The organism is Rhizobium sp. 18055, assembly GCF_902706285.1.
GTDB lineage: Bacteria > Pseudomonadota > Alphaproteobacteria > Rhizobiales > Rhizobiaceae > Rhizobium.
Genome location: NZ_CACSKD010000008.1, coordinates 181,839 through 202,066 on the forward strand (window position 1 = coordinate 181,839; position 20,228 = coordinate 202,066).

General features: G+C 57.0%; 19 protein-coding genes and 1 pseudogene. 5 read left to right on the forward strand and 15 right to left on the reverse strand.

Going from position 1 to position 20,228, the window contains the following annotated elements:
* Positions 1-68: 68 nt before the first annotated feature.
* Entirely contained in the window at positions 69-1,403 is a 1,335-nt protein-coding gene (locus tag GVL52_RS15970) for an ABC transporter substrate-binding protein (RefSeq protein WP_160008804.1), read from the reverse strand.
* 292 nt (positions 1,404-1,695) lie between these two features.
* Between GVL52_RS15970 and GVL52_RS15975 the strand changes: the two genes are divergently transcribed.
* Positions 1,696-2,718, forward strand: coding sequence for a LacI family DNA-binding transcriptional regulator (locus GVL52_RS15975; RefSeq protein WP_160008806.1), 1,023 nt, complete (start codon positions 1,696-1,698; stop codon positions 2,716-2,718).
* A gap of 264 nt (positions 2,719-2,982) precedes the next feature.
* Here GVL52_RS15975 and GVL52_RS15980 read toward each other — a convergent pair whose 3' ends face one another.
* The 5 genes from GVL52_RS15980 to GVL52_RS16000 all read right to left on the reverse strand — a co-directional run bounded on the left by GVL52_RS15980 (position 2,983) and on the right by GVL52_RS16000 (position 6,987).
* Complete coding sequence (locus tag GVL52_RS15980; RefSeq protein WP_160008808.1) at positions 2,983-3,825, reverse strand: ABC transporter permease; 843 nt, start codon at positions 3,823-3,825, stop codon at positions 2,983-2,985.
* A gap of 2 nt (positions 3,826-3,827) precedes the next feature.
* Positions 3,828-4,748 carry an ABC transporter permease gene (locus GVL52_RS15985; RefSeq protein WP_160008810.1) on the reverse strand — a complete coding sequence of 307 codons (921 nt, stop codon included), beginning with the start codon at positions 4,746-4,748 and terminating at the stop codon, positions 3,828-3,830.
* 73 nt (positions 4,749-4,821) lie between these two features.
* Complete coding sequence (locus tag GVL52_RS15990) at positions 4,822-5,397, reverse strand: extracellular solute-binding protein (RefSeq protein ID WP_160008812.1); 576 nt, start codon at positions 5,395-5,397, stop codon at positions 4,822-4,824.
* Positions 5,397-5,951, reverse strand: a complete 555-nt coding sequence (locus tag GVL52_RS15995; protein ID WP_160008814.1) for a twin-arginine translocation signal domain-containing protein — start codon at positions 5,949-5,951, stop codon at positions 5,397-5,399. The genes GVL52_RS15990 and GVL52_RS15995 overlap by 1 nt, the downstream gene beginning before the upstream one ends.
* A gap of 43 nt (positions 5,952-5,994) precedes the next feature.
* Positions 5,995-6,987 carry an ABC transporter ATP-binding protein gene (locus GVL52_RS16000; protein ID WP_160008816.1) on the reverse strand — a complete coding sequence of 331 codons (993 nt, stop codon included), beginning with the start codon at positions 6,985-6,987 and terminating at the stop codon, positions 5,995-5,997.
* Positions 6,988-7,111: 124 nt separating this feature from the next.
* On the opposite strand from GVL52_RS16000, the gene GVL52_RS16005 reads away from it, so the two are divergent.
* Entirely contained in the window at positions 7,112-7,786 is a 675-nt protein-coding gene (locus GVL52_RS16005; RefSeq protein ID WP_160008818.1) for a transcriptional regulator, read from the forward strand.
* A 131-nt stretch (positions 7,787-7,917) separates the two neighbouring features.
* Positions 7,918-8,409: a hypothetical protein gene (locus GVL52_RS16010; RefSeq protein ID WP_160008820.1), complete on the forward strand. Its 492-nt coding sequence runs from the start codon at positions 7,918-7,920 to the stop codon at positions 8,407-8,409.
* 364 nt (positions 8,410-8,773) lie between these two features.
* On the opposite strand, the gene GVL52_RS16015 is transcribed toward GVL52_RS16010, so the two are convergent.
* Complete coding sequence (locus GVL52_RS16015; RefSeq protein WP_160008822.1) at positions 8,774-9,004, reverse strand: hypothetical protein; 231 nt, start codon at positions 9,002-9,004, stop codon at positions 8,774-8,776.
* 132 nt (positions 9,005-9,136) lie between these two features.
* Positions 9,137-9,346, reverse strand: a complete 210-nt coding sequence (locus tag GVL52_RS16020) for a cold-shock protein (protein ID WP_160008824.1) — start codon at positions 9,344-9,346, stop codon at positions 9,137-9,139.
* A gap of 384 nt (positions 9,347-9,730) precedes the next feature.
* Here GVL52_RS16020 and GVL52_RS16025 point away from each other — a divergent pair, with 384 nt between their 5' ends.
* The gene (locus GVL52_RS16025; RefSeq protein WP_160008826.1) at positions 9,731-10,585 is read left to right on the forward strand and encodes a transglutaminase family protein; all 855 of its coding nucleotides are present in this window, start codon (positions 9,731-9,733) and stop codon (positions 10,583-10,585) included.
* A gap of 21 nt (positions 10,586-10,606) precedes the next feature.
* Here GVL52_RS16025 and GVL52_RS16030 read toward each other — a convergent pair whose 3' ends face one another.
* From GVL52_RS16030 to GVL52_RS16055, 6 genes are all read right to left on the reverse strand, one after another.
* Positions 10,607-11,413 (reverse strand): transglutaminase family protein, encoded by an 807-nt coding sequence (locus GVL52_RS16030; protein ID WP_160008828.1) that lies wholly within the window; start codon positions 11,411-11,413, stop codon positions 10,607-10,609.
* Between the two features lie 306 nt (positions 11,414-11,719).
* Positions 11,720-13,231 carry a UxaA family hydrolase gene (locus GVL52_RS16035; RefSeq protein WP_160008830.1) on the reverse strand — a complete coding sequence of 504 codons (1,512 nt, stop codon included), beginning with the start codon at positions 13,229-13,231 and terminating at the stop codon, positions 11,720-11,722.
* Between the two features lie 90 nt (positions 13,232-13,321).
* On the reverse strand, positions 13,322-14,296 hold the full coding sequence (locus tag GVL52_RS16040) for a sugar ABC transporter substrate-binding protein (protein WP_160008832.1): 975 nt from the start codon (positions 14,294-14,296) through the stop codon (positions 13,322-13,324).
* A 60-nt stretch (positions 14,297-14,356) separates the two neighbouring features.
* Positions 14,357-15,349 carry an ABC transporter permease gene (locus GVL52_RS16045; protein ID WP_160008834.1) on the reverse strand — a complete coding sequence of 331 codons (993 nt, stop codon included), beginning with the start codon at positions 15,347-15,349 and terminating at the stop codon, positions 14,357-14,359.
* Positions 15,346-16,338 carry an ABC transporter permease gene (locus GVL52_RS16050; protein ID WP_244619192.1) on the reverse strand — a complete coding sequence of 331 codons (993 nt, stop codon included), beginning with the start codon at positions 16,336-16,338 and terminating at the stop codon, positions 15,346-15,348. The genes GVL52_RS16045 and GVL52_RS16050 overlap by 4 nt, the downstream gene beginning before the upstream one ends.
* A gap of 14 nt (positions 16,339-16,352) precedes the next feature.
* Complete coding sequence (locus GVL52_RS16055) at positions 16,353-17,654, reverse strand: sugar ABC transporter ATP-binding protein (protein WP_280179107.1); 1,302 nt, start codon at positions 17,652-17,654, stop codon at positions 16,353-16,355.
* A 578-nt stretch (positions 17,655-18,232) separates the two neighbouring features.
* Between GVL52_RS16055 and ltrA the strand changes: the two genes are divergently transcribed.
* Entirely contained in the window at positions 18,233-19,774 is a 1,542-nt protein-coding gene (gene ltrA, locus GVL52_RS16060; RefSeq protein ID WP_160008840.1) for a group II intron reverse transcriptase/maturase, read from the forward strand.
* Positions 19,775-19,855: 81 nt separating this feature from the next.
* Here the strand turns inward: ltrA and GVL52_RS16065 are convergent.
* Positions 19,856-20,098: pseudogene (locus tag GVL52_RS16065) on the reverse strand (ATP-binding cassette domain-containing protein); the annotation flags it as partial.
* Positions 20,099-20,228: the final 130 nt, after the last annotated feature.

The following is a 20,228-nucleotide window of genomic DNA, read 5'->3' on the forward strand; positions in this document are numbered from 1 at the left end:
AATGGCAGGGCCGGAGACGTTCCAGCGGCCCTGCACTTTCCCTGCCTTGCACCGCTGGACGGGCCGGCTCAGTACTTGCCGTCGTCTTCGAAGACAGCGGTCCAATCCTTCACCAGACCATCCAGCGCCTGCTTGGAGGTGCCCTGGCCGGCAATCACATAGTCGTGGAAGCGCTTCTGTGATGCCTGCAGCAGCGACGCGTAGGACGGCTCGGCCCAGAAATCCTTCACGATCGCCATGGAATCGAGGAAGGTCTGCGCATAGGGCTGGCTGGTCGCAAAGCCCGGATCTTCGACCACAGCGCGCAAGGCAGAGTAGCCTCCAAGCTTCCACCACTTGGCCTGGATCTCCGGCTGGGCAAACCACTTGATATATTCGAGTGCTGCAGCCTGCTTTCCGGAAGAGGATACGACCGAAATACCCTGACCGCCGAGCTGGGCGAATTGCTTGCCCCCCGGTCCGGCAGGATTGGCGAAGTAGCCCGACTTTTCACCACCCACCTTGGCATCAGCGTGAATGCCTGGCCAGATGAAGGCGAAGTTCATCTGAAGCGCGACCTGGCCTGATTTATAGGCATCGACATTTTCTGACATATAGGCGTCGGAAGAGCCGGGCGGCGTGCAGCAGTCGTAGAGCGCCTTGTAAAATTCCAGGCCGGCAACGGCATCGGGCGAATTCACGAAGCCTTCCAGCTCATAGGGCTTCTCCGGATTCTGGTATTGGAAGCCATAGCTGTACAACACATCCATGGCACCCATCGTGATGCCCTCCGAGCCACGCTCGGTATAGATCGCAGCACCGTAAACGGTGGTGCCGTCAATCTGGCGCCCCTGGAAGAACGCGGCGATATCCTTCAGTTCCGCAAAGGTCTTCGGGACGGCAAGATCACGACCATACTTCTTCTTGAATTCCGCCTGCAGTTCCGGACGGGCAAACCAGTCCTTGCGATAGGTCCAGCCGACCACGTCGCCAAAGGCTGGAAGCGCCCAGTAGTTCGGCGTGTTCTTCGGCCACTCCGAATAACCTGTCACGGTTGCCGGAATGAAGTCGCTCATCTTGATGCCTTCCTTGTCGAAGAAATCGTTGAGCTTGACGTACTGGGCATTTTCCGCGGCACCGCCGATCCACTGGCTGTCACCGATCATCAAGTCACAAAGCTTGCCACCTGAGTTAAGCTCATTGAGCATGCGGTCGGCAAAGTTGGGCCAAGGCACAAATTCAAACTTCATCTTGTGGCCGGACTTCGCCTCGAAATCCTTGCTGAGCTCGACGAGAGCGTTTGCCGGATCCCATGCGGCCCAGCACAGCGTCAAGTCGTCAGCGCGCGCTGACGTCCCGCCGACTGCGGCAGCGCCCAGAAGGGCTCCAGCGGCAACCACAGAATTCAATAGCTTGCATTGCATGACAGCATACCTCCCTTTGTGCCGCCCGACCTCCATCGGGAAACAGACCATGCCCAATGGGCAAACAGGACAGACGGAAACGGCGGACTGTCGCAGATCCTCCTGCCCTCTCGAACAACAATGCCCTCCACCGACCGCAATCGGACCCACAGCAATTGATGCTGTGATATTAATAATTGAGGTGCGCACCTCAATGCAAGCGATTTCTGAGGTGCGCGCCTCAATTTCTTGCATTTTGTATGATTCTGTTGGAGAAGTTCGACGAACACGATTTTTGAAGGACTGAAATCCGATGCGGCCAACTGCGAAGGATCTTGCCGAAGCAGCAGGCGTAAGCCTTGCGACGGTCGATCGCGTGCTGAACGACCGCGCTTATGTCAGCAAGAAAGCCGTCCGGAAGGTCAACGAGGCAATTGAGCGAATAGGCTTCTCAAAAAACCCCGCCGCCGTGAATTTGGCGCGCAGCAAGACATACCGATTTCTGTTTGTGCTGCCCAATACCGGAGACGAATACCTGATTGAACTCCTGCAACGCGTCGCCGAAGCCAAGGACGCGCTCCAGTCTGACCTCACCGTTGTCGAGGTCGCACAAATTCCGATCAGCGATCCCCATTTTGTCGCAAAATATCTGACGTCAATCGACGGACACATGATGGATGGCGTTGCCATCATGGCTCCAGAGTCACCCCAGGTACGTGATGCGATGGCCAGACTGCTGGAACGCGGCATCAAGGTCGTCCAGTTCCTGTCCGGACAGGAAAAGCTGGAACATGCAGACTTTGTCGGCATCGACAATCTCGCTGCCGGTGCCACGGCCGGAAAGATTATAGGCCGGTTCCTGCACCGCGAGCCCGGCAAGATCATGGTCGTGGCTGAAACCATGATGGCGCAGGACAGCATCGAGCGCCGACTGGGCTTCGACAGCATCATCAACAGCCAGTTTCCGCATCTGCAGGGTCTGCCGTCGCTGGAGACCTATGGCGACGAGAGGCGGGCACAGGCGATCATCCAGCGGACACTGGAAAACAATTCAGAGATCAACGCCGTCTATGTTCTCAGCGCGGAAGCGAGGACGCCAGTGTCGGCGATTGCTCAAAGCGCAGGTCCGCGCAAACTGACCGTCATCGTGCACGAACGCACGCCCTTCACGGAGCAGGCCCTGCGCAGCGAGCAGATCGATGCGATCATCGCGCAAGACCCGGGGCACGCGGTGCGCAGCGCGATACGCATCATGAGGGCGCGCACGGATCTGCGCGAGCCCATTGCCTCCCAGGAGAAAATCCGCATCGAGGTTTTGCTGAAAGAGAACCTCTAAGCCCGAACTGCCGCAGCACCGTAAAATTGAGTGGCCTGCCAAGGTGCAATCTGGCGGCATGACCAGATCTGCTCGCGCCCTTCAATCTACGCCGTGGCCCTCAGTAGTGTGGATGATGCAGACCGAAGCGATGTCCTGCCGCCAATGAAAAGCCAGGGGATAGCCATGCGGCCCTGCTCGCCAGCCACCACGGCCCGGTCGTTGCCGGCAAAACGCTGCGCGACGCCGGGTATCCGACAAGAGCTTGGGGCACCGTTCACTGAACTACGACCGGTCAACCTTCACATACAGAAACCAGAAGAAGCCCGCCAACAGCGGAAGTGTCACAAGAAGAACGATCGTGGCGAGGGCGAAAATGATCGGAACCTGGGATTGCTGCGAAGACGCCATCGTCCAATTGTAGATCGGCATGGTCGTTGACGTGCCGCGCAGAAATATGGTCCGCAATACCTCGGTAAACGACAGCAGAAACCCGAATAGACCAGCGCCCACGATTGCCGGCCGCAGAATTGGAAATTCGATGTCCCTGAATGTCTGCCATTTTGACGCGCCAAGATCATTGGCAGCCTCGATCAATCGATGATCGAAACGCGACGTCAACACCAAAACGATCAGCAGCCCGAAGGGAAATGCCCAGACGAAGTGGCCGACCACAATCGACCAGTAGCCGAGCTTGAGACCGAGAATGGCCCGGAAGAAGATGAACAATGCCGCGCCCATGGACATGCCTGGCACAAACAGCGGGATGACACAGATGAGCAGCTTGCGCGTCGAGTTCTTTGCCAGCGGTAGGTTTCGGCCAACAAGCGTTGCAGCGGCGGCACTGGCCATGCCGACGATCGCGGCAATCACAACGCTCACGCCGAATGGTGCCATCCAGCGCGTGTCGGAAGCGAGCGAAGCGTAGTTTTCGACCGTAAACGGAAGCGGAATCCCGGACAGGGGCTGCTGACTAATGGACATCAAAGCCAGCCAGGCGAGCGGGAAGTAGATCAGAAATATGGAGACGATTCCGCCCCATTGTGCCAGCCTCGACCACATGGGCCAATAGCTCCACTGAGGCTGCACACGCCGGACTGAAAGGCGATCGTTGATCTGGATATTCATATCTAGCTCCTCAAGACCGCAAAGACGGAGCCGAAACCACCCAAGCGGCGGGTCAGCAGCCCAAGGGCGACAACCAAAATCCCCAACAAAAGCATGACGAAGCTCGATAGCGCCGCGACGACCGGATATTTAAGCGCGGTGTAGGCGCTCTCGACCGAGTTGCTCAACAGATTTACAAATCCGCCGCCCAACATGCTCGGCTCGATCCACGCCGCAATCGCCGGCCCCAGCGTCAGGATAAAGCCCGTGAGAATGCCGGGCAAAGAAAGCGGGACAATGATCTTGAAGAGCGTCTGGGCGGGGCTCGCGCCTAGGTCGCCGCTGGCCGCAATCAAGGAGTCATCGATAATGGTAATTGCCATATAGATCGGCAAAACCATGGTCGGGAAATAGGTGACAAGCATCCCGAAATGGACGGACCACTCATTGTAAAGCAGCCAGTCAATCGGCTCCTTTGTCAGCCCCAGGTTGAGGAAGACATAGTTTATCAGACCGGTGTTGCTGAGCACGGAACGCCAGATGATGATACGCGACGACAGATCCAGAAAGAACGGGATGGTCAGCAGAGCCAGGACGATGGCCTTGGTTGTCTTGTTTCGCGTTCCTTTGGCAAGCCAAAGGGAAAACGGGAAGGCGATCACGAACGCAATAAGCGTAACGGTAAGCGCAATGCGCAGAGTTCTGACAGTCACCTCAAGCCGACCGGAATCAAACAGCGAATACCAGGTCGTCATCGTCGGCTTGTAGATCGTCGCGAAATTCTTGGTTTCAAAAAAGCTATAGGCGAACAGAACCAGAAGCGGAACCATGACGATCAACGACCAGAACAGGAAGAACAGCCTGACGACGTTTTCACTCGTCATAAGCGATCCCAGGACACTCGGTTTCATCCCGTTCGATTGAGGGCTTGGCCTGTTGCTCATCAAAGTCTCAACATCTCTTTTCGATTGCAGGCGGTAGACTGCCCGCCCGATGGAACGGGCAGTCCTGTTCAGCTTAGGCGTTCAGGAAACGCTGCCATTCTTCTTCAATCGCATCGGCATTCGTCGGCGTCGTGGTGCTGGTGTAAGGCTTCGTAAACTTGCGCGCGACCTTCTTCTCGGTCTTGCTCAAGTTGTCGATGTCCTCGGCCGACCAGCCGTTTTCGGTCGCATACTTCACGCCGAGGTCCATGTTGGGGCCGGCATAACCGCGATCACGGGCCTGCAGCGCCCGGTATTCGCCGCCGAGATAGTAGTTCAACACCTTGTAGATGTTGTCGAGGTTGCCACGTCCTTCAGCCTGCGAGGCGATGTAGGCGCCATGGCCCCACTTGAAGTAGCCTTCCTTGGTGTAGGCGTAGCGCGTCTTGTCAGAGCCGAGAGCCTTGTTTGCCTCGCGCACGGCCGGCTCCCAGCAGTTGATGACGTCAACGCTGCCGCTCGACAGCAGCTGGATCTGTTCTTCGAAGGCAGAGTGAAGGGTACGGAACTGGCCGGCCTTCTTGCGCTCGATGAGGAAGTCGACAACCTTGCCAGCCTCGGGACCGGTCATATCCGCGACGTTCTTGACCTCGATTTTGCCAAGACCCATCAGGTACAGCGCAGCAACGCCCAGGAAAGCTCGTCATTGCCATCGGCCGCCGCACCGACCTTGTCCGGGTAATAGCCGAAGCTGTCAGCGTTGCCGATCACCGGCACACCGTACTGCACGCCATCCTTGCCAACGACCGTCGTCGAGCGCTTCCACTCGTCCGGCGTCCGATCCCAAAGCTTCAGCTCCGGGTTCTTCTCGTCGATCTTGAGGTAAGCACCCTGGGGCCCAAGAATGTCCTGCGTTCCCGATTCAAAGACAAAGATATCAGTCTGATCGCCAAGCGAGGAGGCAACAACATCACGCAGGAACACGCCAACGGAATTGTTGGTGCCGTTGAACTGCATCTTGACGCCAATCGACTTCTCCATGATGGACCAGTCTTTCAGCTGAGACGTCGTTACGCCGTAGCCACGAACGACGTCGTCCTTTGCCGCCGCAAATCCGCCAAAAGCCTGCGACATTGCCGCTGCGCCGGCGATTGCTGCCGTCGTCTTCATAAAGCCGCGTCTGGAATACTCCAGCTGCGATGTGGTTGAGAATTTGTCTTTCATTCTTCAGTTCCCCTTGTTGTGGTGAATGCGGAATTGGGAAGCCCTAATCCACCGTTGGTAGAATGATGCAGTCGTCGGCTCTCCAGCTTACGGAATCAAAATCCGCTGGAAGACTGGAGACATCCCAGCTTCGGATCTTCAGCGCCCCCGCTGATGTCTCCACTAGAATATCGGAGTATTTTCCGCGGTATCGCTGGTCGATACGGCGTCCTTTGATGACGTTTATGGAGGCGTCCACCTGCTTGCTCGCGTCGAACGGTGAAACGCGCTCGGCTCTGAGAGCAACCTGAACGCGGGACCCGGGCGCCGACGTTTCCTCGCTCAGGGCAACACCGGCGACGACCGTGCCACCAGCGAGTTCAACCTTGGTTCGGCCGTTCTCGCTGCCCTTGACCGTTACGCTCATGAGGTTCTCGAAACCCATGAATTTCGCGCTGAAGACACTCGTCGGCCGATCGAAAAGATCAGACGGCGTACCCAGTTGCTCGATCCGACCAGACCGCATCAGAACGATGCGGTCGCTCATGGCGAGCGCTTCTTCCTGGCTATGGGTAATGTAGATGAAGGTCGTTCCAAGTTGGCGTTGCAGATCGACGAGTTCTGTCTGCATATCCAGTCGAAGCCGCTCATCGAGAGCTCCAAGTGGCTCATCCAGCAGAAGGATTGCCGGCTGTGTGACCATGGCGCGGGCAATCGCCACGCGCTGATTCTGGCCGCCCGACAGTTGTGAAACACTTCTTGCCTCAAAGCCGCTCAGGCGAACCGTGTCGAGTGCTTTGCTGGCGGCACGGCGCGCATCTTCTCTCGGGATACCCCGCACAAGCAGATCGTAGGCGATATTCTCGGAAACCGACATGTGGGGAAATAGCGCGTAGCTCTGAAAAACCGTCGTGCAGTTTCGTTTCGCCGGAGGCACGCCGATAACGTTCTCCCCACCAATCTCAAGCTTATCCCCGTGGTGATCGTCGATTGACCACTCGCTTTGCAGGAGCCTGACAAGCAGGGCAGAGCGGCTTGCCTCAGGGATCTTCGACACACTGATGACTTAGCTTCAACTCTTCGCTAAAGGTGGCCACTCTCATCCTATGGCCAGGCATCCCATACCGGCAAAGAGATCGTGGCCGATCGAACGGCCAATCAATTACGAAGGACCAGACTTTATGAAAAAGCCGCAAAGGAACTTCGTAGTCGAGTTCAAATCAGGCAGTCGCCGACAATCCCCGAAGCCGACCTCCATCTGGGGGAATGTAGATCTCAAGGCTATTTCGCTTGAGGTCGAAGCAGACGGAAGCAATAAAACTCGTCAGCCCGACGTGAAAAGCGCGAACAGTCCAGCGCCGAGACTGAAAGCACGTGCGCAACTATTGACTAAAACCATCGAGCAGCCAAAAACTGTATTGCCACCACAGGAGGAACGCATGGCCGAAGAAACCACCCCAGTCCTTAGTGCCGACAACTCAAGTACCGAGACTGGGACACCGATCACAGAACCTAAAAAGCGCCGTGGGCGACAGGCCAAAGCTGTTGCCTCCCAAGTGGTGGCCGGCAACGAAAAACCCGCTGCATCTGTTGATACCAATGCCACTCCCGCGAAGCGCGGCAAACAACCGCGCGCAGCGAAGTTCCCAGCGGCGGCAGAGGCGAAAGTTGCGACCAAGCAGCCCCGCAAGACGCGCACGCCCAAACAGGTGGCTGCGGCTGCGAATACTCCTGCAGGAGACGAGATGGCCGATCTTCTTCAGCTCGAAGAAGAAAACCAGAAGCTGCGCAAACAGCTTGCGGAAAAGTTGCGGAGCGAAAACGCGAATCTTCGCAAGCGTCTCGGCCAGTCCTGAGCCTCGACAACCGATTCATTGACCGAAACCTCCAGAGGTTTTGGCCTGTCTCATCCGGTCATGATTTCGGCGACGCCAAGGTGTTGCCGAAGTTCACTGTTCGATTGACAGCATAAGGTTGAATAGCGTTCATGAAGTCTCCCTGGAAATTTCTAGTCGGCCTCACCGGGCGACACAACAGGAATGACCTGCTGGAATCTCCAGCTGTTTTGCCTGACGATGCATCTTCCAACGTCCCTGGAAATGAGACGCCATCGACTGTGCCGGAGAGTGGTTCACCCGCTGCAGGGGTCGAAAGCAATGCCCCAATTGAGCCGGACGGGGACGCGTCTCCGCGGGTCGATGATGTTGTTGCGGTAGCGGATATCGCGTCGCGTGTTGCACGCGTTAAACCTGAAAAGAACACTAAAGCCCTCCGGAAGAAGCCGGCAGGTCGCGTTCAAAAGCCTGCTCACCTTGCTCCGCGCGAACACACGCAAACACCACCCGTGTTATCTCACAGCACCCTGAGCAATGACCAAATGCTCGATGATGAAATTCGTCGATTACGCGTCCAGCTAGCAGAGAAACTCACGGTACAAAACGCACAGCTAAGACGAATGCTGGAGCGGTTTAATCGTTGAATGACGACCGCGGCCCGAGGCGGAACGGGCGATGCGACGTGCGATTACCAAAGCTGAAATCTGAAAATCAACCATCGGACTTGAATGGCGCGCGTGCAGATTCCCGCTCCGTCGACAGCCGCTTTATGACGGTCTGGTCAAAGGGCGACGGAATTTGGCGTCTTGTAGGGCACCAGACGGCTCCACGACCCAATCCAGGTTGAAGAAGTCAACTGCTTCGCAGCGCTGGACTTCCATCAGAAGAGATCGTTGTCTTGGCGTGATAAAAGCGGCCGACCTTTTGCCTCGCATAGCAAGGAACTTTCGGCCTTCAGGCTTTAGAGATCATACGCGGTGCATTCGCGCCTGACCCCACTCGGCGGCATCAGTGTCCGTTGATCTCGCCACGCCTTGCGAGCATTGCCGAGGTTGCTGCTGCCTGACCCTCAGCCTCTTTCGCCAGTCTTGCTTCGCGCAACCGCTGGGTTTTGGCCTCACGAGCAGCAACGATGGAATCCATCTCTTCAACGGCAGCACCGCGGGAGAAAAACTGAGTTTGTGTCTGCGCAAAAGCGATTTCGGCGCGTTCGCGGGATTTGGATGGTGTCTCGGTCATTGTGCGTCTTTCAAGATTTGAGCGATGCGCAGCCATGAAAAAGGCCGGACAATTGCCCGGCCTCGACGATATCGTGCTTCAGCAGTGCCAGTACATCCGTGGTCACCGCGAAACAGCTATCGAAAACTGATGTTATGCGGCCTGGAGATTGCAGGCTGACATCTTGCCCGACTTGGCATCGCGCTCGAGATCAAAACTGATCTTCTGGCCTTCGACAATTTCGCGCATTCCGGCGCGTTCGACAGCGGAGATGTGAACGAAGGCGTCAGCCTCGCCGTTGTCGGGCTGGATGAAGCCGAAGCCCTTGGTGGAATTAAACCATTTTACTGTGCCCGTGGTCATGAAAAACCCTTTCAAAGCATACAAGAGGAACCGCGGAGCCGACGGCTCTGCGTTTTTAAACAACGATGAATTTTGAAAGGGAAGTTCGTTCAGGCGCGGTGCTAATCGCGCGGCAACCAAAGTTCAGCAAGCAAAAGATCGATGTACACCAGATAGTCTATCCCGGACCAAACGTCAACTTTTAGTTTTCGCTTGTCGATACCCACCCGCAAAAGTAGGATCGTCCAAGCAAGCCCGCCATCGTGACCAGGCGGAGATCAAAGATCGCTCGGCTTACCTCCACAGTTTACGGCGCATTTCCGCAACCCGACCCTGCCACGATCGGAGCAATTACCAGCTCGACGTTCGACAAGGGCATAACAATCTGGCGGTCGGGAGACCACAATGAAACTTCGGATCAACCATCGAACGACATACCGGTACTCGCGGCCTGTGGGGCTGTTTGCACACCGATTGATACTGTCGCCTCGAACCGACCAACATCTTCGAACCCTGTCTTTCAGCATTGACTGTAGTGCGCGCGGGTCGATCGACTGGGCGCAGGACGTCTTCGGCAACACGATCGCCACGGTGACATTTTCTGAAGCGACAGCGGAACTGACGATCTCCAGTGATGCCGTCGTCGAGCAAACCGCCGACCCGTGGCCTGTATTCAATATCGACATCTCGGCCCATGCCTATCCCTTTGCCTATTCAAGCGAAGACAAGACCGACCTTGGCGCACTTGCTGTTGCAACGTCCTCCGGTGGCCGTGTGTCGGATTGGGCAGAGGCGTTCGTGCGCAGCCGCCCAACCGACACGCTGTCGCTCCTCAAGGACGTGAATGCCGGCATTCTCACAAATGTCAGCTATCGCATCCGCGACGAAGAAGGCACGCAGACGCCGGAACAAACCCTGGAACTCGCAAGCGGCTCATGCAGGGATATTGCAGCGCTCTTCATCGAAGCTGTCCGCTGCCTGGGCTTCGGTGCGCGTGCCGTCTCCGGCTACCTCTACGACCCACATGCCTCTATCGATGACGGCGGATCCACCCATGCCTGGGCGGAAGTCTATCTTCCCGGAGCCGGCTGGATCGCGTTCGATCCAACCCACAGACGGGTGGGCGAAGCCTGTCTCATTCCCGTGGCGTTTGCTTGCAACAATGGCCAGATCATGCCGGTGACCGGAGGATATGCCGGAGCCCCGGAGGACTTCGTGGAAATGGACGTATCAGTCACGGTTGTCGAGATACACGAATAGCAGCAACCGGCACCAGCATCCCTATTCCTTCAGATCATAAGTCCAGACCCGAAACGACGTCAGCACATGCGGACCGAAGGACACGATCAACGGCACGTCGGCGGCGTCCCGACCGCGAGCCACGACAATCCGGCCGATGCGGGGAATATTATTGCGGGGATCGAACGTCATCCACCGGCCGCTGAGATAGACTTCGATCCAGGCGCTGAAGTCCATCGGATCGAGGATCGGGACGCCGATATCCCCGAGGTGGCCGTTTATATAGCGGGCAGGAATATTCATGCAGCGGCAAAGCGCGATCGCGAGATGAGCGTAATCGCGGCAGACCCCGATCCGCTCCTGATAAGCCTCCAGCGCCGTTCGCGTCGAACGGGCGTCCTGGTAGCCGAAGGTGATATGCTGATGAACGAAGTCGCAGATCGCCTGGACCCTGCCCCAACCCGGCGCGACATGCCCGAACGTGTCCCAGGCGATCTGGCTCAATCGATCGGTTTCACAGTATCGGCTGCCCATGAGATAGATCAGGCAGTCGTCCGGCAACTGAGCCACAGGAATTTCCTGTGCGTCCCAAAATGCCGGATCATGAGCGCCACTGTCTTCGAGCGTTCCGTCACCCCATATCTGCAAGTCACCAGCCGGAGCGATGAACCGCCGGCAGATGTTGCCAAACAGGTCGGAATAGGTGGTGCTTGCCGTCTGGGGACTGGTGACAACGACATCCGGAGAACGTACATCGCCGGCACGTTCCGTTCGCGGGGCCAGCATCGTCAGTATCGGCGTATCCTGCGGGCAGGTAACGGTAATATCGTAGCCGTAGCGGATCAGCATGAGGCATTTCCCTCGACGCGTAGGACGGCAGGCTAACGGGGCGTCGCCGTCAACCGAAGCGGACAATCCGCGATGCAAAACGAAACAAGAGTTGCTTGCCCATCAGGCATAGCACGTCCGCCGATCGTGTCCAGAGAGCGGGCAGGACCGATCGGACCGATATGGACTCCCGCTCGACGCAGCCCCTGCTACAGTGGCTGTTGCACCCGGACCTGCGCGGATGAAAAGTTCCAGCCAAAAGCGCGGTTGGCGGCCGCTCAGGGAGATGAGCATGCTCCATGCCGCCAAACCTCGCCGCGTGCGCCTTTAGGTCCAGGCGTTGATATGCCATGGCGCAAATTCATCGTCGCCATACCCTAGGATTTCGCTTGCTGTTTTCTCACCGGATGCCGTTCGGATGATACGTTGGAAAATAGTCTTTCCAACCTCTTCGATACTGGCGGTACCTTCAATGATCACACCGCAATTGACGTCCATGTCTTCTTTCATGCGATCATACATCGGTGTGTTCGTGGCAAGCTTCAGAGACGGAGAAGGCCGGCAGCCAAAGCAAGATCCGCGACCCGTGGTGAACACGATAAGATTTGCCCCGCCCGCAACTTGGCCGGTCGCCGAAACCGGATCGAAGCCGGGGGAATCCATGAACACAAGTCCTTTGTCTCGAACCTTTTCCGCATATTGGTAGATGGCATTCACCGACGTCGTGCCACCCTTTGCAATTGCACCGATCGATTTTTCGAGAATAGTGGTGAGACCACCGGCTCTGTTTCCAGGAGACGCATTGTGATCGAATCCGTGTGGTTCCTTCGACGTGTATTGATCCCACCATGCAAGCAGATCGATAAGCTTGTTGCCGATTTCTTCATTGGCAACGCGCTCCAGCAAGAGGTTTTCCGCCCCGTATATCTCTGGAGTCTCGGACAGGATCGCTGTTCCACCCTGGGAGACCAACATATCGACCGCAACGCCAAGCGCCGGGTTGGCGCTAAGGCCCGAAAAAGAATCAGACCCCCCACACTGAAGGCCGACAACGAGTTCACTGACGGGGATGGGTTCGCGCTGAAAGTCCTTGGCGAGCAAGATCATTTCCTCGATTTCCTTGACCCCAGCCGCCACGGAAGCCGTCGTCCCACCGAGCCTCTGCATCGTTATGCTGCGGATGCTTGGGCCGAGAAGCAATCCGGTATTGTCACAAAGCGTTTCGACCTGGTTGTCTTCGCATCCAAGACTGACGAGCAGCACACCGACAAAATTCGGATGCTCTGCATACCCCGCAGTCGTGCGGCGAAGCATGTCCATTGACGGGGTCCCATCCGAAATGCTGCACCCTGACGCATGGGTCAACGGCATGACCCCATCGATCCAAGGATAGGATTTCAGCACGTCGGGCGTGAAATACGCTGCGATCATCCGTGTGACGCGCGCTGAACAGTTGACGGTGGAAATAACACCGATGAAATTGCGTGTGCCGACGCTGCCATTCGCCCGGCGATAGCCCTGGAAGTTCGCAATATCGTTGACGACCGGTGCGCGTTCACGTGTCGAAATGTTGCGGTTGGCCATCGTGCCGGGATAGGAAAGATTGTGCTCATGAACATGATCACCAGCTTCGATCTTCTGACTTGCCAAGCCAATCGGTTGACCCAAACGCCGTACTCGATCGCCGACCTCGATGGAAGACAACGCCACTTTATGCCCAGCAGGAATGTCCGATTGGAGCGTAACAGCGAAATCCGGACGCAGATCTGTTCCCTTCGCCAGGGGACGAAGAGCGATAGCCACCTGGTCATTGGCAGCGAGACGAAGCACAACAGTCATTTGAGTAACCTTAATTCTGAGCCTATGCCGGGATCTGGGCGCGAGCCGAATTCGGCCGCGCCCAGGCAGTTGAATGGCCGCCGTTGGAGCTTAGGTGGCGTTCGCCGCATCGCAGATTGCGAGGTTGTCCTTGGTGACGATTTCCTTTGGCAGGTAGATATTTTTCTCGACCGACTTGCCGTCCAGGATATCGGCCATCGCCTTCGCAGCGTACTGACCGTCATCGACAGCAGATTGCAGCACGGTTGCGTACTGATTGCCGGACTTCACTCCGGAAACGCCAGCGGCATTGCAATTGCTGCCAACAAAAACCAATTTCGACGGGTCCAGTCCAGCGCGCTGCGCGGCAACGATCACTCCAGCCATCATCGTATCGTTCTGCGCATAGACGCCTTTCACATCCGGCCCGAGCTGAGTGAACAGCGCGGCAGCGGCGTCCGTACCCTTGGCCTGATCCCAATTGGCGGCTTGCGTGCCCGCAATCTTGATACCCGGCGCTTCTTCAGCCAAGACTTTCTTGAAACCTTCAGCGCGCTGAATTTGCGGCGGCGTTCCGGGCACGCCTTCAATCATGAAGATCGTTCCCGATTTTCCGAAGCCCTTCTGTTCGAAGCCCGCGATCATTGCTTTCGCGGCCGACATCCCGTTTCCGATATCGTCCGGGCCGGTGTAGGCAGTCCAGAAGTCCGAGAATTTATCATTCGGCTTCGAATTGCTGACGACGACAGGAATCCCCGCCTGCTTGATTTTCCTCAATGAGGGTACGATTGCCTGCGAGTCTGCTGGCAAGATGACGATGCCAGCAGGATTTTGAGCGATGGCCTGATCGATCTGGTTGGCCTGTTCTGCGGCGTCGTACTTGCTGATCTTGGTTTCGACTTCAAGACCAAGTTTTGCGGCCTCATCCCTGAATGCTCGACCGTGGCGCGCGCAATATTCACACTCATCGGTCACGGTGAGTAGGATGATCTTAGAGCCTTTTGCCCCGGCAAATGCCGGCGCACCGAGTGAAGAGACTGTCAGGCCAACGGCAAGTGCCGTCTTGATAAGATTCGATATTTTCATTGCATTCCCCTTTTTGATTGAATTGGCACCATACCGTGGTGCCAGGCCGGCACTCCCTGCCTATCGCGCAGGAACCTTGGGGGAGCTGAAGTGCTCCCGAATGAATGTGCCCAGTTGACCATCCAGGAGGACAACCAGGAGAAGAACCAAACCATTTGAGAGAAGCACGGCTGCGGCGCCGAGACCGACGAGCGAGAGACCATTGTTCAATGTCGCAAGGATCAACGTGCCGACCAAGACGCCCGACGGCTTTCCTGAGCCACCAGCGAGCGAAACGCCCCCAACAATTGCCGCCGAAACGGCTTGAAGCATGAGTGTGCTGCCGGTCGTCGCCGATGCGCTTGCGAGGCTAAGCGAGAGAAGGCCTCCAGCTGCAGCAGCAGATACTGACGAGAACCCGAAAGCAAATGCGAGAGCAATGCCGACGCTTGCACCGCTCGCGCCGGCAACCTCTCGCTTGCTGCCGATAGCGCGTGTGTCGCGGCCCACGCGGGAGAAGCAAAGCGCCGCGGCGATAAGCACATATGCTGCGACGGTGATGAGACAACGTATCGAGATGACGGAAAAGTGCGGATCATCGAGCCAGAACCCGAGATCAAATTGATCTGTGCTGATCACGCGTCCGCCCGCTAGCCAATATGCCAAGCCGTTCAGGGTCATCATCACACCTAGCGTCACCACAAGTGAAGAAACGCGCAGGTACGTCATCAGGCCCGCGTTTATCAGACCGACCGTCAGACCGAATGCGAGCGCACAGACCAAACCTGTCAGGAGATTGTCCTGGCCAGCCAGCAAGGTAATCAAGCCGGCAACCGCAACCATGGCGCCCGAGCTGAGATCGAATTCGCCCGCGAGCATGGTCAGGTAAAGACCCAGTGCCACCAACCCCAACAGCGCGAACGTTTGAGTAATCGCGAAGATGTTTCGTGCGCGGACAAATGAGGGATCGATAATCGCGAAACTGGCGATGATGAGAACCAGCAATCCAATGCGCAAGATCATGGGCATCGAGATGCCGAGCACTTTGGTTTCGTGGAAGCGTGCGTTCTTCATGATTGTCTCCCGACTTTCTGCGCCAATGCGCCGAAGACGACTGAACCGATAACGACCAGACCCTTGATCACGAGTTGGACTTCCAGCGAGAGGCCATGCAGAAGCAGGATATTGCTGATGAGCGCGAGAAAGAGTGCGCCAATGGCGGCATCGATCACAAAGCCCCTGCCACCCTTGATCGCGACGCCACCGACCAACACAGCGGCAATGGCATCGAAATCAATTCCAACGCCCAGACCGAGATTGCCTTGCGCAGCCTGGGAGCCGTAAAGCGCGCCAGCCAGAGCTGCAGCGATCCCGGCAACCGTGTAAGCGATGACAAGCACCGTCCTGGCGCGGAGCCAGGCAAATTCGCTCGCCCTCGCGTTCAGACCGACCAACCGCAATTCGTGACCGAGACGCGTGCGCTCAAAGGCGATATGGACAAGAATTGCGAAGACGCCGAAAATGACGATCTGATTGGGGATACCAGAAACCATAGAGCCTATGGCCAACCAGCTGGCGTCGCCTTCACCTGTTACCGTCAAGCCGCCGCTGTAATACTGGCCAAAGCCGGTGATGATCGATGATGCAGCGATCGTGGCGATGATGGGGTTTGCTTTTGCAAAAGCGACGGCAACTCCTTGTGCACAACCGATGAACAGCCCCACCAGCGAAACAAGCAAAACCGACTGCGCCAATCCGAAATGCAGAGTTGAAGCGAACAAAATTGTCGAGACAGCAGTGGTCGCTCCCATGCTGAGCATGAAAAGATTGCCACTGAGCGTGATCAGAGCCATTCCGACTGCGGCAATCCCGATTGCGGCAGTGGCGTACATGATTGACGATGCATTCGACTGTGTCGCGAAGCCGGGGACGGCAATGGCCGCCCATATCGTCAGCACAACGATACCTGTTCGGACAGCGTTGGCCTGCAGGCGGTCTACGTGGATCAATCCCGGCGGAATCCGCGCAAGCAAACCGCCCGACGTTGATTTTTCTGCTGTCATGGTGTTTCCGGTTGTCATGCTGCCAACCCCTGTCTGTCCGCTCCCCGAAGGATGTCTGAAAGGATCTGGTCCGTGCTTGTTTCGGAAGCCCGCCGATCGTTGACAACACAACCTTTGAAGACTGAAACAACCCGATCGGAGAGTTCTTTGATTTCCTCCAGATCGGTTGAAAAGAACACAATGGTCATTCCCAAATCGGCCAGCGATTTCAACTCGCGGTATATTTCTGTTCTGGCGCCGACATCGACCCCCCGGGTGGGTTCGTTGAGCACGAGAACTTTGGGATCGACGGCGACGGACTTCGCGATCGCCACCTTCTGCTGGTTGCCACCGCTCAGGCTCGATATGTCAAATCCGAGTTTGCCAAGGTCTATTTGAAACCGCTCTGCCAGCTTTTTCCCGCAGGTTGCCACCGCTTTTCTGTCGACGATGCCACTCCGGGTGAGCATTGCCAGATTGGCACATGTAAGATTCTGCTGGACCGTGGCGCCCTTGAAGAGGCTCTTTGCGCCGCGATCCTCCGTGACGTACGAAATCCCAGCGCGCTTGGCTGCGGATTGCGAGTTCAGCGACACCTCGACGCCTTCGACGGAAATCGCGCCGGAATATTTTCGCTCCAAGCCAGCCAGGGCCTCGGCAATCGTGTTCGCGCCGGAACCCAGCTGGCCAATGATGCCGACAACCTGCCCACGCCGTACATGGAGATTGAGACGCTCAATCTTGCCGGGTACCGCGAAATCCCTGAACTCTATCGCGGTCGGCCGATCATCGTCGTCCTTGCCGGTCGATTGCTCGATCGCCAAAACGTCGCGACCGATCATCTCGCGAATTAGCTCCTCGCTGTCCCAATCGGCAGTGTTTTTTGTCTGGATTCGAAGTCCGTTGCGAAACACCGTTATCCGGTCGGTAAGTGCAAAGATTTCGGGCAGCCGGTGGCTGATGTAGATGACGGCCGTGCCGGATTGGCGTAGCCACCGCACTGTCTCGAAAACCCGCTGTATTTCTGCATCCGAGAGACTGGCTGTCGGTTCATCGAGGATCAGCACCTTCGATTGGCGCATGACCGCGCGACAGATTTCTAACAGCTGCTGCTCGGCTACCGTCAGTCTGCCGGCGGAGATGTCCAGCGGAATTTCGCTCAGGCCAATCCGATCAAGAAGCTCCCTGACCTCCCCCGAATATCGCGACGATCTAAACACCATCCCCAGCCGCGGATCGCCCATCAGGACATTCTCAAGAACCGTGAGATCTGGAATTATGGAAAGTTCCTGGTAGGTGCGACGTGAAAGTCGCCTAAGTAATTGTTTGTACGGGATTTATATCCCGGGCCAAACCTGATGTTCCGTCATCAGTAGCCTACCGGCACATGCGGGACTGGTAACGGTCCGGTGTGAAGCTGCCGGGACAATGTAGCCGGGCCTTTGGGCCATGTCGATGTCGTGAGACAGAGGTATCTTCTGCGAGCATCAGTGCGGATGGGGCGCTAGGCTGGGTGGTATGATCAATGCAAATGAACTGCTGATAAACGTCGTGAAATTTGACAAGCCAAAGATGCTGACAGGCTTGAACCAAAAGGTGTGCGGTCGGCTGCTTCCCTTTACCTTGGAGGCACACGGACAACTGGACCGCCGGCGGATAGGCAGGATCTAACCCACCCGCGTTATTTAGGTGAAACACGGTAAACCCGTATCGTCGCCCGGCAACGGGCAGGCCGACCGCAAGGAAAGTTGTTGGCGGTGCGGGCAGAGGATGTCGGAGAAAGCGAACGCCGGACTGTAATGGTTTGGACAGGGGTTGCGGCTCGCCAACATCACCCCGCCCGAAAGGGAGCAGACTTCCGACGGGTCTCCCGTCGCGAGAGAATGTGCAGAACCCTCGGCAGGAGGACAGGCAAATGACGGTCACAACAGTGGCTGGTGCGGCCTCCCGCGAAGCGGTGAGCTGGGACCAGATTGACTGGCGCAAGGTTTACCAACACGTGCGACGGCTGCAGATGCGTATTGCGAAGGCGGTTAGGGAAGGTCGCTGGGGCAAGGTGAAAGCCTTGCAACGGCTGCTGACCCACTCGTTCAGCGGCAAAGCGCTTGCCGTGAAACGGGTTACTGGAAATCAGGGAAAGAGAACACCCGGAGTTGACCGGATCATCTGGGACACACCGGATAAGTGCGTCAGAGGATTATTGTCGCTCAAACGGCGTGGGTATCATCCTTTGCCGTTGAGGCGGGTATATATCCCGAAAGCAAATAGCAAGAAACTGCGTCCGCTCGGTATTCCGACGATGAAGGACAGGGCCATGCAGGCACTTCACCTGCTCGCTCTACTACCTGTCGCGGAAACGACGGCAGACCCGAATTCGTACGGTTTCCGACCGTATCGAGCAACCCGTGATGCGGCCCGGCAGTGTTTTATCGCGCTGCGCGGGCGCGGAACGGCGGAATGGGTCTTGGATGCGGACATTGCTGGCTGCTTCGACGAAATCAGCAAGGACTGGCTCATCGCCAACATCCCCATGGACAAGGTGGTGCTCCGGAAGTGGCTGGACTCCGGTTACATAAAGGACGGTGACTGGCACGCGACGAAAGCGGGAACTCCGCAAGGGGGGATAATCTCGCCCACGCTTGCCAACATGGCCTTGGACGGAATGGAGAAGATGTTACGGGACTTCTACGGCCCAAGACGTCGCAACAGCCTGACCAAGGTCCACTTGATACGTTACGCCGATGACTTCGTCGTCACAGGTGCTTCGAAAGAGGTGCTTGAGGAGGCGAAATCTCTAGTCGAGGACTTTCTGTCGGAACGGGGCCTGTCTCTGTCTGAAGAAAAGACTCGCATCGTGCGGGTCGAGGAAGGCTTCGACTTCCTCGGTTGGAACGTGCGTAGATATGATGGACACACTCATATCAAACCCGCCAAGAAGAACGTGGCGGCGTTCATGCGCAAGATCCGGACGATCATCAAGGGTGCCGCCGATGTGAAGCAGGAGTATCTGATAATGCGGCTGAACCCGGTCATACGGGGATGGACCAATTATCATCACAACCAGGTGGCGAAGGAGACCTTTCGCAAGGTCGAGCATCTCATCTGGAAGTGTCTCTGGCAGTGGGCCTGTCGTAGACACCCGGACAAGCCGCTTCGCTGGGTGAAGTATCGTTACTTCGCTCGGGAAGGTACGCGAGACTGGGTATTCCGCGCAGGGATGAATGATAAGGCAGGAGACCTCAAGTTCATCCGCCTCATCCACGCGTCCGACGTACCGATACGTCGCCACTGCAAAATCCGGGCCGAAGCAAATCCTTTCGATCCCATGTGGGACAGCTACTTCGCCGCAAGGCGCGGTCTGCCGTCGGAAGTTACGGATCGGCCCGGTGATTCCACATCTCATACCGATGCACAGGAACTGGCGGCTCTGGTCAAACAGGGCTTGGCGGAGGCTTGAGCTGTATGCTGGGAAACTCGCACGTACAGTTCTTAGGGAGGAGCGGCCCGGCAACGGGTCGTTCCTACCCGACACAACGGAGACAAGCTTTGAATCGGTCTTCTGCCCGCTGCGCTGCAACTCGCCATCAATATGGATTTCGCCCTCGTCAGGCCTTGAGAGACCGGCAATGAGCTTGACAAGCGTGCTCTTCCCCGCCCCGTTTTCGCCGCAAAGCGCGTGGATCTCGCCCGCAGAGAGTTCGAAATCGACGCCCTTGAGAGCCTGCACGCCGCGGTAGGATTTCACCACGTTTTTGGCTGTCAGAACATTTTTCCAGGTCATCGGCGGTTCCCCTTTTTTTGATTCCGCTTCGATCGAGATTTCATGTCGGGTCCTGCCGAAGGAGATGCGCGCAGATCTGCTGCCGCACTCTTCCGAGCTCGGTTTGGGGAGGACAGGACGCCTGTCCCCG